This is a genomic window from Glycomyces halotolerans, assembly GCF_054779575.1.
The window spans coordinates 74,683-90,091 of sequence record NZ_BAAGXZ010000003.1 but is presented as its reverse complement, the minus strand read 5'-3'; the positions used below and the strand labels follow the sequence as shown (position 1 = coordinate 90,091).

At 68.0% G+C, this 15,409-nt stretch carries 14 protein-coding genes, 1 tRNA gene and 1 pseudogene; 7 read left to right on the top strand and 9 right to left on the bottom strand.

All coding sequences use genetic code 11. The features are described from left to right. Positions 1 to 80 precede the first annotated feature (80 nt). The 5 genes and pseudogenes from ACYVL2_RS03875 to ACYVL2_RS03855 form a co-directional block, all read left to right on the top strand. Positions 81 to 656: a hypothetical protein gene (locus tag ACYVL2_RS03875; RefSeq protein WP_460540380.1), complete on the top strand. Its 576-nt coding sequence runs from the start codon at positions 81 to 83 to the stop codon at positions 654 to 656. 144 nt (positions 657 to 800) lie between these two features. Beyond that, positions 801 to 1,484, top strand: coding sequence for a Fe(II)-2OG oxygenase family protein (locus tag ACYVL2_RS03870; protein ID WP_460540378.1), 684 nt, complete (start codon positions 801 to 803; stop codon positions 1,482 to 1,484). Then, entirely contained in the window at positions 1,481 to 1,954 is a 474-nt protein-coding gene (locus ACYVL2_RS03865; RefSeq protein WP_460540376.1) for an NUDIX domain-containing protein, read from the top strand. The genes ACYVL2_RS03870 and ACYVL2_RS03865 overlap by 4 nt, the downstream gene beginning before the upstream one ends. 347 nt (positions 1,955 to 2,301) lie before the next feature. After that, positions 2,302 to 2,493 (top strand): hypothetical protein, encoded by a 192-nt coding sequence (locus tag ACYVL2_RS03860; protein ID WP_460540374.1) that lies wholly within the window; start codon positions 2,302 to 2,304, stop codon positions 2,491 to 2,493. Then, positions 2,490 to 3,491 (top strand): annotated as a pseudogene (locus tag ACYVL2_RS03855) (recombinase family protein); the annotation flags it as partial. The gene ACYVL2_RS03860 and the pseudogene ACYVL2_RS03855, both read left to right, overlap by 4 nt. A 207-nt stretch (positions 3,492 to 3,698) precedes the next feature. Here the strand turns inward: ACYVL2_RS03855 and ACYVL2_RS03850 are convergent. Together ACYVL2_RS03850 and ACYVL2_RS03845 are read right to left on the bottom strand one after the other, a co-directional pair. Then, positions 3,699 to 3,920 (bottom strand): hypothetical protein, encoded by a 222-nt coding sequence (locus ACYVL2_RS03850; protein ID WP_460540372.1) that lies wholly within the window; start codon positions 3,918 to 3,920, stop codon positions 3,699 to 3,701. Positions 3,921 to 4,113: 193 nt separating this feature from the next. Next, positions 4,114 to 4,188 (bottom strand) — tRNA-Gln (locus tag ACYVL2_RS03845). A 329-nt stretch (positions 4,189 to 4,517) separates the two neighbouring features. On the opposite strand from ACYVL2_RS03845, the gene ACYVL2_RS03840 reads away from it, so the two are divergent. Together ACYVL2_RS03840 and ACYVL2_RS03835 are read left to right on the top strand one after the other, a co-directional pair. Continuing rightward, a complete protein-coding gene (locus ACYVL2_RS03840; RefSeq protein ID WP_460540369.1) occupies positions 4,518 to 5,036 on the top strand; it encodes a SigE family RNA polymerase sigma factor in 519 nt (172 codons plus the stop codon). A 7-nt stretch (positions 5,037 to 5,043) separates the two neighbouring features. Next, positions 5,044 to 6,648 carry a hypothetical protein gene (locus ACYVL2_RS03835; RefSeq protein ID WP_460540367.1) on the top strand — a complete coding sequence of 535 codons (1,605 nt, stop codon included), beginning with the start codon at positions 5,044 to 5,046 and terminating at the stop codon, positions 6,646 to 6,648. Positions 6,649 to 6,769: 121 nt separating this feature from the next. Here ACYVL2_RS03835 and thpD read toward each other — a convergent pair whose 3' ends face one another. The 7 genes from thpD to mfd form a co-directional block, all read right to left on the bottom strand. After that, positions 6,770 to 7,657, bottom strand: coding sequence for a 2OG-Fe(II) oxygenase family protein (gene thpD, locus ACYVL2_RS03830; RefSeq protein WP_460540365.1), 888 nt, complete (start codon positions 7,655 to 7,657; stop codon positions 6,770 to 6,772). A gap of 17 nt (positions 7,658 to 7,674) precedes the next feature. After that, entirely contained in the window at positions 7,675 to 8,091 is a 417-nt protein-coding gene (locus ACYVL2_RS03825; RefSeq protein WP_460540363.1) for an ectoine synthase, read from the bottom strand. Continuing rightward, complete coding sequence (gene ectB / locus ACYVL2_RS03820) at positions 8,088 to 9,347, bottom strand: aspartate aminotransferase family protein (protein ID WP_460540361.1); 1,260 nt, start codon at positions 9,345 to 9,347, stop codon at positions 8,088 to 8,090. Before ectB ends, ACYVL2_RS03825 begins: the two co-directional genes overlap by 4 nt. Positions 9,348 to 9,451: 104 nt before the next feature. Further along, positions 9,452 to 10,048: a diaminobutyrate acetyltransferase gene (gene ectA, locus ACYVL2_RS03815; RefSeq protein WP_460540359.1), complete on the bottom strand. Its 597-nt coding sequence runs from the start codon at positions 10,046 to 10,048 to the stop codon at positions 9,452 to 9,454. 111 nt (positions 10,049 to 10,159) lie between these two features. Next, positions 10,160 to 11,089 carry a MazG nucleotide pyrophosphohydrolase domain-containing protein gene (locus tag ACYVL2_RS03810; RefSeq protein ID WP_460540357.1) on the bottom strand — a complete coding sequence of 310 codons (930 nt, stop codon included), beginning with the start codon at positions 11,087 to 11,089 and terminating at the stop codon, positions 10,160 to 10,162. Further along, the gene (locus ACYVL2_RS03805) at positions 11,086 to 11,670 is read right to left on the bottom strand and encodes a hypothetical protein (protein ID WP_460540354.1); all 585 of its coding nucleotides are present in this window, start codon (positions 11,668 to 11,670) and stop codon (positions 11,086 to 11,088) included. Before ACYVL2_RS03805 ends, ACYVL2_RS03810 begins: the two co-directional genes overlap by 4 nt. 86 nt (positions 11,671 to 11,756) lie before the next feature. Next, positions 11,757 to 15,383 (bottom strand): transcription-repair coupling factor, encoded by a 3,627-nt coding sequence (gene mfd, locus ACYVL2_RS03800; RefSeq protein ID WP_460540353.1) that lies wholly within the window; start codon positions 15,381 to 15,383, stop codon positions 11,757 to 11,759. Positions 15,384 to 15,409 lie beyond the last annotated feature (26 nt).

Genomic DNA, 15,409 nt, shown 5'->3' with positions numbered 1-15,409 from the left:
CATCCTTTGTATGCCGAATTTCGCCAGTGTCCTGGCGGATAGGGCGGGCAACCATCCGACCGGGCGAAAGGAGACTCACTATGGCTCAACCCCAGGTAAAGAGCCGATCATCCCAGCCTGAAGTACTGGGCGAATGGCTCACGGGCAAGGGGAACCGGCTCACTCTCATGGCACGCCGGTCCACTGGCTATGCCTCGATCTGGCTGGACCATCACGGGAATCCGGTCAAGATCGGGTACGCGCTCCACGGCGGAGGCGTTGTTCGCTCGGTCTGCTGGGACGAGCCTTGGCGCGACCAGACCGATGCTTGGAAGGCCCAGCAGCGCAGCCACATCGCCTCGCTCGTCGCGGGATGGCATGCCGGACAGCCTCCGACTCCCAAAGTTGAACTGCCGCCAAGCGTGGTCGGCACCTTCGACATCGACGGCTTCCGCTTCGCTCTGGAGCCCACGACCGCTAGTGAACATGCGGTCCTCAGCGTGGTCAACGTGACCGGCGGTCTGACTCCGGTCGCTGACCTCCTCCACGAGAACGGTCACGTCTGCGGCATGGTCTCCCGGCCGGGCTGGAAGTCAACGCCCGACGACCGCAAACGAACCTGGCGGCTCCAATCCGAAGCGATCCTCACCCGCGCGGCCGAGCACGGCCGCCTTTGACCTTTCCCTTCAGCGGGGCCGCCGGGTGGGCGGCGCGCCCCGCCCCTACCCCAGATAGACGGGGCGCGGCGGCGGCTGACCGTTGTTCCTCCAACCCGCCGCGCCCACTTCTAGCCTCCCCCGAAACTGAAGTAGGAGTCCCGCATGCTCACCCTCGCTCGCGCCCTCAACGACCTCTCCGAAGACCTGAACATCCGCGGTTACACCCTCATTCGCACCAACCCGAGTCAAGCCGCACTGACGACCGCAGCGGCGAGTTTCGCGGCGCACGTCGAGGCGAAATCGATGGGTGTAAAGGTCCTGGAGAGCCACGACTCGCCGGACTGGCTCCCGCGACACACGGAGAACCTCACCGACCCCGAACTCCTCGAGTACTTCGCGCTGGGTTGCCTTCAGGCTTCCGCGACCGGCGGGGCGACATGTCTCTACGACGGTCGAATCGCGGCTCATGCCCTGGCCTCTCGTCGTCCCGAACTCACCAAGGTGAGCATCACGTACGCGACTCACTGGCGCCCCAATACCGCAACGCACCCGCTACTCGCCGACGATCCTCAGCATGGACCTGTCTTGCGGTACCGCTCGGCGTTGGAGACCAACTCGGTGCTGGGGCCTCTGCCTTCCGGCATGACCGAGGCCGACATGTACGCCGCTGTCGAAGCCGCAGTCACGGAAGCGCTCGTCATCGCTCATCAATGGCGGCCTGGCGACCTGCTCATCGTGAACAACCGAACGATGATTCACTCCCGCCAGCCCTTCAAGGGCCTGCGGCGGATGGTGCGCTACCGATACGACGATCCGAACTTCCGGACCGTCATAATCAGCGAATGAAACCAGTCCGGCTCCCAGCGCCCGTGCTCCGAGCAGCCTCGCCGGTCGTGCAGCTCTGGTGGAAGATCCGCAAGCCGAAGACCTTCGGTGTCAAAGCGCTCCTCCTCCACCCTGACGGTTCCGGAAGGTTCCTCACAGTCAGGCACTCCTACGCCGACACCCGCCGCTGGGCGCTCCCCGGCGGCGGATACAAGCCATCTCGTGAGACTCCAGAAGAAGCGGTCTCACGGGAGATCGCGGAGGAGCTCGACCTCTGCGTCTCCCCCAGCCATTTCACGGTCCTCGACACCGTGACAACCACACTCGAAGCCAAGCGCGACACCTTGACGATCTTGACTGCGACCGCCACGACGCCTGACTACTTCCTCTCTCCAGAGCTTGCCGAGGCCCGCTGGGTCAAGGATGTGGCCGAGCTGGGCGAAGCCCCACTTTCCCGCTGGCTACTCGCCGCCCTCGCTCACAATCGCTAGACCCCTGCATAAAGCCTGTTCAGAGGAGCGAGGCACGAACATCAGCAGTGCGCATCGTAGCCGAGTATTGACATCCTGTGACGAATCGTGTAAAGTGAGTGGCCGTCTGGATTGCTTGATGCTCTGTGGGACCTATCTGACTTGCCGTTCCACCCAACTTTCACTTCCGCGCTGCCCTGGCCGGGGTCGATTCCAACCCTCTCGCCCTCCCGGCAGCTCACTCCGGCAACTCGTGCGAATCGAACGCACTTCGCCCAGGTAGAGGGCACTTCTCATGGCTTGATGGGTACGCGGAGTTGGCCTACCCTTTCCACGGCCCGCCGCGCCGGACAAGGGTGGCGACTCTGATGGGCACCAAGGACATTCGAGTCCGCGTCACCGGTGAACTCCGCAACGACGTTGACGTTCAGCTCATCGCCGCGACGATCGTTGAGATCGCACTGGAGTTCTCCGCTCAGGATGAGGAGCCCAAACGCCCTGAGTTGAGCCGAGCGGCAGGTCGAACGGACCATGACGATCGGAAGGCGGACGGATCATGAGCAAGGCGGCAGGAGCTAAAGGGGCCGTTCTTTACCTGCGGGTTTCTTCACGCGGGCAGGTGGAGACCGACTACGACCCCGAGGGGAACTCCATCCCCGCCCAACGCAAGGCGTGCCTGCGGAAGGCCGAGGAGCTGGGCATGAAGGTCGTGGACGAGTACGTGGAGCCGGGACGCTCAGCTCTCAGCGTTGACGGGCGGCCGAAGTTCCAGGAGATGATGGCCCGGGTGCGCAACAAGCGCGACGTGGACGCCATCGTCGTCTACGCGCGTTCGCGGATGCATCGCGACACCGCCGACGCGGCGATCACCAGGCGAGAGCTGAAGAAGCTCGGCGTGCAGTTGATCTCAATCATGGACTACACCGAGGACAGCTACATCGGAGATCTGGTGGCCTCGATCCTCGACGGGGTCAACGAGTACCAATCGCGCGCGTCAGGCGCGGACGTGTCCTACAAGATGGCCGCCAAGGCCGCCAACGGCGGCACACCAGGGAAGGCCCCTCTCGGATACCGAAACGTCGGCGAGACGGTCGACGGCCGCGAAGTACGGACAGTGGCGGTCGACGAGGAGCGCGCGCCGTTCGTCACCATGATGTTCGAGCTGTATGCCACCGGCAGGTACTCGTTCCGAGAGCTGCAGCGGGCCGTGACCGAGGCAGGTCTGCGGACGCGCCCGACCAAGAACTGCCCAGCAGGCCGCGAGCTGCCGATGTACACGCTCGGCAGCATCCTGCGGAACCGCTACTACCTGGGCCGCCTGACCTATAAGGGCGTCGAGCACCAGGGCCGGCATACTCCGCTGGTCTCGCAGGAGTTGTTCGACCGGGTCCAGGATGTGCTGCGCCAGAACAACGCCGGGACCCGCAAGCGCGTCCACGACCATCCGCTCAAGGGAATCCTGTGGTGCCGACACTGCGACACCCGCTTCTATCTCGACACGGTCAAGAACCGACGAGGCATCGCCTACTCGTACTTCCTTTGCAGCGGCAGAGCCGGGAAGCGCTGCCCGACACCACGGGTACCCGTCGCCAAGATGGAAACGGAGGTCGCGGCCCACTACGAGACGCTTCGGGTCCCGCCAGCGCTGGCCACGACGCTTCGGGAATCACTGGATCAGATGCTTGAGACGAAGCAGCAGTTCAACGACGACATTCGAGCGCGGCTGACCGCTGAGCGGAAGCGGCTGGAAGCCAAGCAGGATCACCTATTGGAGTTGGTCGGCGATCCCGACTGGCCGCAGGAGCGGTTGAACGAGAAGATGCGCGACCTTCGGGACCGGCTCGCAGGGATCGCTGAGCGACTTGAGCAGGTCGGTGTCGGGGACTTCGAGAAGGCTCGCGAGGCGGTGGAGCTGGTCCTGGAGCTGTTGGACGATCCTCGCCGGTTCCTGCGGACGGTTCCCGAGAGTCACCACAAGGCGGTTCACACCGCCTTCTTTGGACGGCTCTATGTTGTGGCCGACGAGGGCGGCCGTGAGCCGACGGTCGTTGACGATCAGGTGGCCGCACCACTGGCACCGCTGGTGGAGATGACTCGCGGTCCGGCGGAGCCCGGCGAAACTACCCAGAAAAACACGAAACGGCCCGGTTTCCGGGCCGCGTGTTCGGATAAGAAAAGTTTGGCTGGGGTACCTGGACTCGAACCAAGAACAACTGAACCAGAATCAGCCGTGTTGCCAATTACACCATACCCCAATGGTGCTCGGACGCTCCGAAGCTCGTCGCGCCGACGCGGAACAAGGTTACCGGATCGGCTCACGGCTCCGCAAACGGGCTCCCGTGACAGCGGCCACTCGGCCGCGGAGGCGTGTCCGACCTGAGGCCGGGCGCGGCGCGGCCGGCACGCTACGGGGTCGGCCACGGCCACCGAGAGGCCCCTGACGCCTCCGGCGGGCTCGAGAAATCCTCGTTCTCCGGACAACCCAGGCCGCTTCGCCCGCGTATTGATCTTTGCGGGCCGCCCCCGCCTCGCATGGCGAAAACCAGGCCGACCGTGCAACCCGAACCGCCGAGAGAGAGCCCCCGTGAGGAATGACAGCGACGAAGCCGCCTTCAGATCCTTCGCCCTGGACCAGCGCGACGGCCTGCGCCGCTACGCGTACATGCTGTGCGGCGACTGGCACGAGGCCGACGACATCGTCCAGAAGTCGCTGACCAAGCTCTTCCCCGCCTGGCACCGCATCGAGCCCGACGGCGCCGTGTCCTACGCCAGGAAGATCGTCACCAACACGTACCTGTCCCATCTGCGCCGCGGCTGGGTGCGTCGAGAACGGACGACCGCGCAACTCCCCGAGCCCGCGGTGCAGGGCAGTCCGCAATCGGCGGTCGACACCAGGATGGAGGTCCTCGCCGCGCTGGAGCGCCTGCCGGCGAAGCAGCGCGCCACGATCGTCCTGCGGTACTGCGAGCAGCTGACGGTCGAGGAGACCGCCGCGGTCATGCGGTGCTCGATCGGAACGGTGAAGAGCCAGTCATCCAAGGCCATCCGGGCGTTGCGGAAACTCCTGCCCGCGACGCCGCAGCCCGAATACCAGGGAAGGTGACACCGCCATGCACGAGGATCCCCATATCGCCCGGTCACTTCGCGAAGCCACGCCTGAGGCACAGCCTCCATCCGAATTCGACCTCGACCGGATCGTCGAGGGCGGGCGCCGCCTGCGGCGCCGCGGCAGGATCGCCGTCGGCGCCGCCGCCGCGGCGGGCGTGGTCGCGGCGGTGAGCGCGGTCGCGCTGGTCCTGACGCTCTCGCCGGGCACCGAACCGGCGCCTGCCGACGACGCCGAGACCGCCGACGCGCCGCCCGAGGAGGATCCCGCCGAGGAGGTCACCGATCCGGCCATGGCCGGATATCCGCACTCCCTGTACGACCAGTGGGGCTCCGACGAGGAGTCGGCCGCGCTCGAGGAGGCGGCGACGGCGGCGTTCAGCGGCCTGCTGATCGAGGCCGGGCTGGCGGAGGCCGAGGTCTTCGAGACGTCCACTCCCTCGGAGGAGGAGGTCCGGGCGCTGATGGAGGAGTTGGACGTCACCGAGGACGAGGCCGTGAGCTTCCTTGCCGGAGACCCGTCGCCGCTGCGGTTCAGAGCCGAGCAGTATCCCGGCAACGAAGGCCAGGTCTACCTGCGCCAATACCAGACCGGACTCGCCGACGAGGTCGACGGCCGGCTCCGGCCCACCTTCAGCATCGCGGCCGTCCTGCCGGGAGGCTGGACCGCCGAACCCGGGCCGGTGACCCAGCATGTCTTCCCGCAGCACCTCATCAGCGACGGCGCCCGCTACACCGACCGGGCACCCGAGTTCGATGCGACCGAGCTCGAGGACGGGCGCACTGTCATGGTCGCCGACCACGGCTGCGCCTACGACCTGGCGGTGGTCTACCCGAACGGGTCGGCGCTGAAGGTCTCCTGGGACGTGGACTGCACGGGACGGACCTACCCGGTCGATCTCGGCGTGCTCACCGACGCGGTGCTGTCGATGCCCGAGATCGACTTCGAAACCGGCGAGCTCGCTCCGATCGGCGTGCTCTGGGAGGTCCCGGCCGGATGGCCCTACGACCCCGAGTGGGAGGCCGAGGCGGCCGGCGACGCACAGGCCACCACGGATCTGGCACGCGAGGCGCTCTCCGAGGTCATGCCCGGCAGCACGGTCGGAGACGGCACGGCCATCGACCTGGCGCCGCTCGGTCGCGGTGAGATCGGCGAGCGCTCCTACGGGTTCAGCGGCACCCTGCCGTTCGAGACCACGGTCGACGCGTCCACCGGCCCGGTCTACTACACGATGCGGTATTACCTGCCCGGCGGCTGGATCCCCGGGTACGGCGAGGTCGGCAACCGCGGGGAGCCGTACCTCCTGGTGTGCCGGGCCAACGACGAGTACGACGACGTCTGCGACGAGACCGAGGTCGACGGTCGGCGCGTGGCCCGAAGTGAAATGGTCACCGAGTACGAGCCGTTGGAGGGCGAGCCCGCCGACTGGGCCTACACCGAGACCGAATACGAGGTGATCGTGTTCGACCCGGACGGCTGGGCGGTCGGCATCTGGCTGTCCTACCAGGGCGACATCGGCCTCGACCTGGAGCAGGTGACCGAGATCGCGGCGGCGATGCCGGCGCCGGTCTACGACGAGGACGCGCGGCCGGTCGTCCCGGCCGGATAGGACGAACGATGCGGTTCCGTCACCGTCAAGGCGGAACCGCATCCTATAGGATATACGGAAAAGCGCCGCGGCCCCGACTTTCCAGTCGGGGCCGCGGCGCTTTGCTACAGGCTAGGGCTCGCTAGCGCAGCACTTCCCAGTCGCGGGAGCCGAGGAACTCAGGCCTTGGTTCCTTCGCGCCGAAGGGCGCTTCGAGCGCGTTCTCCACGCTGTTGAACACGATGAACAGGTTCGAGCGCGGGAACGGCGTGATGTTGCCGTTCGAGCCGTGCATGCAGTTGCTGTCGAACCAGATCGCAGAGCCGGCGGCGCCGGTGAACTGCTTGATGCCGTGCTTGTCGGCCAGCAGCCGCAGCGAGGTCTGGTCGGGCGTGCCGATCTCCTGCTGCTTGAGCGACGACTTGTAGTAGTCGTCGGGCGTCTCGCCCACGCATGACACGAAGGTCTGGTGCGATCCGGGCATGATCATGAGCGAACCGTTGTAGTGGAAGTTCTCGGTCAACGCCAGAGAGAGACTCACCGCTCGCATCCTGGGCATGCCGTCCTCGGCGTGCCAGGTCTCGAAATCGGAGTGCCAGTAGAACGGATTGCCACCGAATCCGGGCTTGTAGTTCACCCGGCTCTGGTGGATGTAGACGTCCGATCCCAGGATCTGGCGCGCGGTTCCGGCGATCCGCTCGTCGCGGAGCAGCTCGGCGAAGAAATCCGAGATCTTGTGAACTTCGAATACCGAACGGACTTCTTTGGAGTCTTTCTCCCGGATCACCCGCTCGTCGCCGTCCAGCGAGGAGTCCTGCAGCAGCCGGTGCAGCTCCTCTTGCGCCGCCTCGAGCTTCTCGGGCTCCAGCAGCTGGGCGATGTCGGTGAATCCGTTCGCCTCATGAGCGTCGAGCTGCTCCGCCGAGAGGGGGCCGTCGTCGGGCTTGCCCCAGACGGTCGGGTCCTCGTTGCGGTAGATCAGCTGCGGCTCCTTGGCGACCCGCGTCGGATAGATGTCGCGGGGTGACATGGTTCCTCACTCCTTCATCAGTCGTCGTCTTCGGTCAACAGGGGGTAGACACCGTTTTCGTCGTGGACCTCCCTTCCGGTCACCGGGGGGTTGAAGACGCACACGCAGCGCACGTCGGTCTCTGCGACGAGCGTGTGCTGCTCCCCGCCGTTCAGCAGGTACATGGTTCCCGGTGAGAGCTCATGGACGTCGCCGGTCCCGTGGTCATGGAGCTTCCCGTTGCCCTCGATGACGTAGACCGCCTCGGTGTGGTTCGAGTACTGCATGGTCGTCGACGTGCCCGCGAACAGGACCGTGTCATGCATTGAAAAGCCGACCCTGTCCCTGGCCAGGAGCAGGCGCCTGGAGCGCCAGGTGCCCTTGGCCTTGTCGCGGTCGTGGCCCTCGATGTCGAACTCGGTTCCGACGAGGTCGGAGAGCCTGCGGACGATCATGCGTGCTCCTTCGCAATGGTCTTGACGGCGTCGCGCAGGATCGCGATGCCCTCTTCGAAGTCTTCGTAGGACGTATTGAGCGGAGGCAGGAACTTGACGACCTCGTCCTCGGCGCCGGAGGTCTCCATGAGCAGACCGTTGCCGAACGCCTCCTTGCAGGTCTTGCCGGCGAGCTCCGCCCGCTCGAAGACCAGTCCGCGGGCCAGACCGCGGCCACGGGTCGACAGGTTCAGCTCCGGGTGCGCCTCGACGATGCTCTTGAGCTCGCTGTCGAGCCACTCGGCCTTCACATCGACGGCCTTGGTGAACTCGTCGTCGCTCCAGAAGTGCTCGAGAGCGGCGGTGGCGGTCGCGAAGGCGGGCGCGAAGCCGCGGAAGGTGCCGTTGTGCTCGCCCGGCTCCCACACGTCGAGCTCGGACTTCATGAGCGTGACCGCGAACGGCAGGCCCAGACCCGACAGCGACTTGGACAGCGTCACGATGTCGGGTTTGATCCCGGCGCGCTCGAACGAGAAGAACGGCCCGGTGCGTCCGCAGCCCATCTGGATGTCGTCGACGATGAACAGCATGTCGTGCTCGTGGCAGACCTCTTGGAGCCCGCGCAGCCACTCGGAGGAGGCGACGTTGATGCCGCCTTCGCCCTGGACGGTCTCGACGATGACCGCCGCGGGCTGGTCCAGGCCGGAGCCCGAGTCCTCGAGCAGACTCCGCAGCCACAGGAAGTCGGGCGTCTGCCCGTCCATGTAGTTGTCGAAGGGCATGGTGTACGCGTTGTTCAGCGGTACGCCCGCGCCTCCGCGCTTCATGGAGTTGCCCGTGACCGCCAGCGCGCCCAGCGTCATGCCGTGGAAGCCGTTGGTGAAGGAGATGATGGTCTCCCTGCCGGTGTACTTCCGGGCGAGCTTGAGGGCGGCCTCGACCGCGTTGTTCCCGGCCGGGCCGGGGAACTGCACCTTGTAGTCGAGATCTCTCGGCTGGAGGATCGTCTCGTCGAAGGTTTTGAGGAAGTCCCGCTTGGCGACCGTGTACGTGTCCAGCGAGTGGATCACGTTGTCGTCGGCGAGATAGGAAAGGAGCGCCTCCTTGAGCACCGGGTGGTTGTGGCCGTAGTTGAGCGACCCCGCCCCGGCGAAGAAGTCGATGTACGACTTTCCGGATTCATCGTTGAGCCGGCTGCCCCGCGCGGTGGTGAACACCGTCGGCCAGCTGCGGCAGTACGAACGGACTTCTGATTCGACCTTTTCGAAAACCTGCATTGTCTCTTTTGGTCGGCCTGATTGGCTGCTCTCCGCTTCCCCGCGGTCTGACCGCAGGGCGCATACCCGGGCCGGCGCTTGTCGGTGCCAGGGTAGGGCCGGGCTCAGTCCTGCGTTGGACCACTGTGTCCATCGATCGGCCCGTCGAGCGGTCCGATCCGATGGAGCACCTCCGGCTCGTGGCCGGAACCGAGCTCCTGCTCAGAGAACAGCACGTCCTTGGTCAGTGTCGCATCATTCGCATCGGCGAACGACTCGAACAGACGCATGGACGCTTTATTGTCCGGAGTCACTGTCGTCTCCACGAAGCGAACCCCATGGGGGCGCAGAGCCCCGACCACGTGGTCGAGCATGCGCCGCGCCAAGCCCCGGCGACGGAACCCAGGGGAGACCGCGACCTGCCACGTGAAGTACGTGTCGGGTGCGCTGGGCCTCCGGTAGCCCGTGATGAAGCCCGCCACACGCCCTTCGGCGTCGCGGGCGACAACGGAGGTGTCCGCGAAGTCGCGGCACCACAGCAGGTAGGCGTACCTGCTGTTGACGTCGAGGTTCCCCGCCTCGCGGGCGAGGTCCCACAACTGCGATCCTTCGGAGGCCGTTGGAGGCCCGAAGGTGGGCTCCTCCGCTCCGTGGACCTTCGTACCTTGGACCTGGGTGGCAGGCTCCTTGGAACCTGAATCACTTGCGTCACCGGGTGGCATGAGCACAACGGTAGCAAAGATCGGCCGCATTGTTAAGCCGAGCCGAACGGTACCGTTAAGTCAGATGCGTTACTTTGTGGTGAACTCTCTCCTGCGAGATTCATCTGCCGGTCATTGTTCGGCCTGGTCAAGGCCCGCTTTCTCGATGAGTGAGCGGCGGAGCGCGAGCTCGGGCTCGACGCCCGCGGCTATGGCGGCGGCCACCGCCGCCAGCAGGAAGTCGCCGACCTCACTGGCCTCGGGGGCGAGTCCGTCGGGCAGGCGCGGCAGTTCCAGCGGCACGCCGGCGTCGGCGAAGCGGTCGATGACCTTCGAGGCGAGCGCGAGCGAGGGGAGCCGCCGGGACAGGCCGTCGGCGGGGTGCTCGCGGTCGGGCTTCTCGGCGGCCTTGGCCGTGTGCCAGTGCTCGTAGAGGCGGTCGGGATCGGCGTCGCCCCACACGTGCGGGTGGCGGCGGATGATCTTGTCGACCACGGCGCCGGCGACGTCGTCGATGTCGAACTCGTCGCGTCCGGCCGCGAGGCGGGCGTGCAGGACCGGCTGGAACAGTAGGTCGCCGAGTTCCTCTTCGAGTTCGGCGGGGTCGCCGGCGGCGATGGCGTCGAGGACCTCGTAGGACTCCTCGAGCAGGTACGGGCCGAGTGAGGCGTGGGTCTGCTCGCGGTGCCAGGGGCAGCCGCCCTCGTCGGCGTGGAGCCGGTCGACGGCCGCGACGAGGTCGAGCAGGCGGGCGCCGGGCGGGTCCCAGGACCCGTAGACGACCTCGAGTTCGATGTCGCCGTCGGCCACGTGCCGGGCCAGCGTCTCGCGGAGTTCCTCGTCGCCGTCGTCGCCGACGATCCAGACGCCTCCCGCTTCGAGGAAGGCCTCGGCGTCGTCGCGGAGCTCGACTTCGATGCCGGCGTCTCTGACCGCCTGGACGGTGGGCGAGTCGTCGGCGGCCGCGACCGCCTCGGCCTCGTGGAGGGCGTCCCATGCCTCGACGGTGAGCAGCCCGGCGGGGATGCGCGGCGAGGTCAGGAGCCAGACGACGGTGGTCAACGCTGCGGGATCTCCACCACGAACATGCCTTCGAGGCCCTCAGGGGAGAGGTTGAGGGAGTCGACGCCGTAGCGGGGGTTCACGCGGACGTCGTACTCGTCGATGTATCCCTGGAGTTCGGCGACCAGGCCCGCCCGGTTCATCAGGTCCACCTGGTTCTCGCGCGGCAGTTCTTCGAAGCCGAATCCGAGATCGCGCAGCTGGGCGTGCTGTGCTTCGTCGAGTTCGCGGGGCTCGACCTCCTGACCGATCGCGGTCAGGTAGCCCTGGGCGAGGAGGCACTGCTCGTCGAGGTCGCTGACCGCCTGCCCGGTGTCGGCGGCCTCCAGGTCGAGCGCTTCGCCGAGCTCGACGAGGACCACGCACAGCACCGCGGCCTCCCGGTTCTGCGAGTAGTCGATCTCGGCCATGGTCGAGCCCTGGTCGAGGGACCGCGAGACCGAGTCGTCGACGAAGCCGTCGAGCGTGGCCTCGGAGACCCGCTCGTCGCCGACGAACACCGCCGTGCCCTGCAGGCTGCCGCACGCCGTCAGCGCTCCCAGCGCCACCGCCGCGGCACCGGCCAGTTTCCCTATGCGCACTTTGCTTCCCTTCCACTCGCACAACTGCCTCTGTGAGGTTAGTCGCAAGCGGGTGCCGGTCGCCATCCGCCCACGCTCCTGCCCGGTCACGCCGCCGGCGCCGCCTCCGGGACGACGTCGGTGATGAGGTCGGCGCACCACTGCAGCAGCGCCAGGCCCTCGAGGGGCTTGCCGCCGATGCGGGAGGTGGTGGGCCTGGAGACGCTGATGAGCCGGGCCTGGGCCTTGAAGTTCGCCTCGGGGTAGTGGCGCCGCAGGCGCATCTGCTTGGAGTCGGGCAGCTCCACCGGGGACAGGCGCAGGTTCCGGCCCTGGAGCGTGACGTCGGTCAGGCCGTGGCGGCGCGCCAGCAGCCGGAACCGGGCCAGGTGGAGGAGGTTCTGGACCTGCTCGGGCGCCGGGCCGTAGCGGTCCTCCATCTCCTCGCGGACCCCGTCGAGCTCGGCCTCGTCGTGGACCTCGGAGATCTTGCGGTACATCTCCAGGCGGAGGCGCTCGACCTCGATGTAGTCGACCGGGACGTTGGCGTCCAGCGGCAGCTCGACCTTGACCGGCGGCGGGGGCTCCTCGCCGCCGCCTTTGAACGCCGTGACCGCCTCGCCGACCATGCGCAGATAGAGGTCGAAGCCGACGTCGGCGATGTGGCCGGACTGCTCGGCGCCCAGGAGGTTGCCGGCGCCGCGGATCTCGAGGTCCTTCATCGCCACGTACATGCCCGCGCCGAGCTCGGCGTGCTGGGCGATCGTGGCCAGGCGCTCGTGGGCGGTCTCCGAGAGCGGCTGCTCGGGCGGGTACAGGAAATAGGCGTAGGCGCGGTCGCGGCTTCGGCCCACGCGGCCTCGGATCTGGTGGAGCTGCGAGAGGCCCAGCAGGTCGGCGCGCTCGACGATGAGGGTGTTCGCGTTCGGGATGTCGATGCCGGACTCGATGATCGTGGTCGAGACGAGCACGTCGAACTCGCCCTCCCAGAAGCCCTGCATGATCTTCTCGAGCTGGCCTTCGCCCATCTTGCCGTGGGCGACCGCCACGCGGGCCTCGGGAATGAGCTCGCGGAGCCGGGTCGCGGCGCGGTCGATCGACTCGACGCGGTTGTGGAGGTAGAAGACCTGTCCGTCGCGCAGCAGCTCGCGGCGGATCGCGGCGGCGACCTGTTTGGACTCCCAGGCGCCCACATACGTCAGCACCGGGTGGCGCTCCTCGGGAGGCGTGGCGATCGTGGACATCTCCCGGATGCCGGTCACCGCCATCTCCAGCGTCCTGGGGATCGGCGTGGCCGACATGGTCAGCACGTCCACCGAGGCCCGGAGGGCCTTGAGCTTCTCCTTGTGCTCCACGCCGAAGCGCTGCTCCTCGTCGACGACGATGAGTCCGAGGTCCTTGAAGCGGGTCTCCGCCTGGAGGAGGCGGTGCGTCCCCACCAGGATGTCGACCTCGCCGTCGGCGATGCCCTTCTGGATCGCGGCGGCCTCGCGAGCGGACTGGAAGCGCGAGAGCTGCTTGATGCGCACCGGGAACTGGCCCATGCGCTCGATGAAGGTGTTGTAGTGCTGGCTCGCCAGCAGCGTGGTGGGGACGAGCACGGCCACCTGCTTGCCGTCCTGCACGGCCTTGAACGCGGCGCGAACGGCCACCTCGGTCTTGCCGTAGCCGACATCGCCCATCACCAGGCGGTCCATCGGCACCCGGGACTCCATGTCCTGCTTGGTGTCGATGATCGCCGAGTACTGGTCGGGCGTCTCCACGTACGGGAAGGAGTCCTCCAGCTCGCGTTGCCACGGCGTGTCGGGGCTGAAGGCGTGGCCCTCGGCGGCCTGGCGGGCCGCGTAGAGCCCGATGAGCTCGGCGGCGATCTCGCGGACGGCCTTGCGCGCGCGGCGCTTGGTCTTCTGCCAGTCGGCGCCGCCGAGCTTGTGGATGCTCGGCTGCTCGCCGCCGACGTACCGCGTCAGCTGGTCCAGCGAGTCGGTCGGCACGAACAGCCGGTCCCCCGGCTGGCCGCGCTTGGACGGGGCGTACTCGATCACCAGGTACTCGCGCTCGGCGCCGCCGATGTTGCGCCGCACCATCTCGACGTACTTGCCGACCCCGTGGGAGTCGTGCACGACGTAGTCGCCGGGGCTCAGCTCCAGCGGGTCGACCCGGCCGCGCCGCTTGGTGGCCTTGCCTTTGCGGGGTCGCTGGGCGGCCAGGGCCTTGCCGCCGGCGATGTCGGCGGCGGTGACGGCCACGATGCCGGACGCCTCGTCGACGAAGCCGACCGTCAGCGTGCCGACGCAGGCGGTGACCTCACCGCCCTCGAACGTCTCGGGCCGCTCGGCCAGGTGGGCGCCGATGCCGGCGCCGCGCAGCTGCTCGGCGGCCCGCTCGGCGCCGCCGAGCGCCGGGTAGACGACGGCGACGGCTCGCCCGGACTGCGACCAGGTCTTCATGTCGGCCGTGAGGCGGGCCGCGTCGCCGTGGTAGCGGGGAGCGTCGCTGATGCCGAGGTCGACGGTGACCGCGTCGTCGGCCACGTCCCCGCCCGGGCCTTCGCCGGTGATGGCGGCCAGCTCGGCCGCGACCGGGTCCTCCTCCGGGGCGGCGGCGAACGGGGAGACCGTCCACCAGCGCTGGCCGGCGTTCAGGGCGGTCACGCGCGCGTCGGCCAGCTCGCGGAAGATGCCGGCGTCCAGGTCGACCGGGGCCTCGGCTCCGGCGGCCGCGGCCGCCCAGGAGGCGGCGAGGAACTCGTTCGAGGTGGCCACCAGGTCGACCGCGCGGCTGCGGATGCGTTCGGGCTCGATGGCGACCACGAGCGTGTCGGCCGGGAGGGTCTCGCTGAACAGCTCGAGGTTGTCGGCCCCGACCAGGGCCGGCATGAGCGATTCCATCCCTTCGACGGGGATGCCCTCGCTGAGTTTGGCGCACATGTCGGCCAGCCCCGGGTGGGACTCGGCCAGCTCGGCGGCCTTGGCGCGCACTTGGTCGGTGAGCAGCAGCTCCCGGCAGGCGACGGCGCGCAGCTCCTCGGCCGGGTCCAGCGAGCGCTGGTCGGCCACGGAGAACTCGCGGATCGCGTCGACCTCGTCGCCGAAGAACTCCAGGCGCAGCGGGTGCTGCGCGGTGGGCGGGAAGACGTCGAGGATGCCGCCGCGCACGGCGAACTCGCCGCGCTTCTCGACCAGGTCGACCCGCTCGTAGGCGAGGGCCAGCAGCCGCTCGCTCAGCTCGGTCAGGTCGATCTCGTCGCCGCGGCGCAGGCGGATCGGCTCGAGCGAGCCGAGACCTTTGAGCTGGGGCTGGAGCGCGCCGCGCACCGGGGTGACGATGGCTCGCGGCACCTCGCCGGAGTGGATGCGGTGCAGCAGCTCCAAGCGGGCGCCGACGGTGTCCGAGCGCGGTGAGAGCCGCTCGTGCGGGAGGGTCTCCCAGGCCGGGTAGAGGGCGATGTCGGCCTCGGGGATGAACGAGGCGAGCGCGTCGGTCAGCTCCTCGGCCTCGCGGGAGGTGGCGGTGACGGCCAGGACCGGTCCGGGGGCGTGGCGGGCGGCCTGGGCGATGGCGGGCGGCCGGGCTCCGGGCACGGCGACGACGTCGACGGGCCGCTCGGAGGACGCGGCCAGCTCGGCGATGCGGGCCATCTTGGGCGAGGCCGCGATCGCGTCGAGCAGGCCGGTGAGCGGCGCGGCGCCGTTGTCGAGCTTGGAGGCGGCGTCGGTTCGGCCTTCGGACATGGATTTCCCTCACCCGGGTGCGCGCT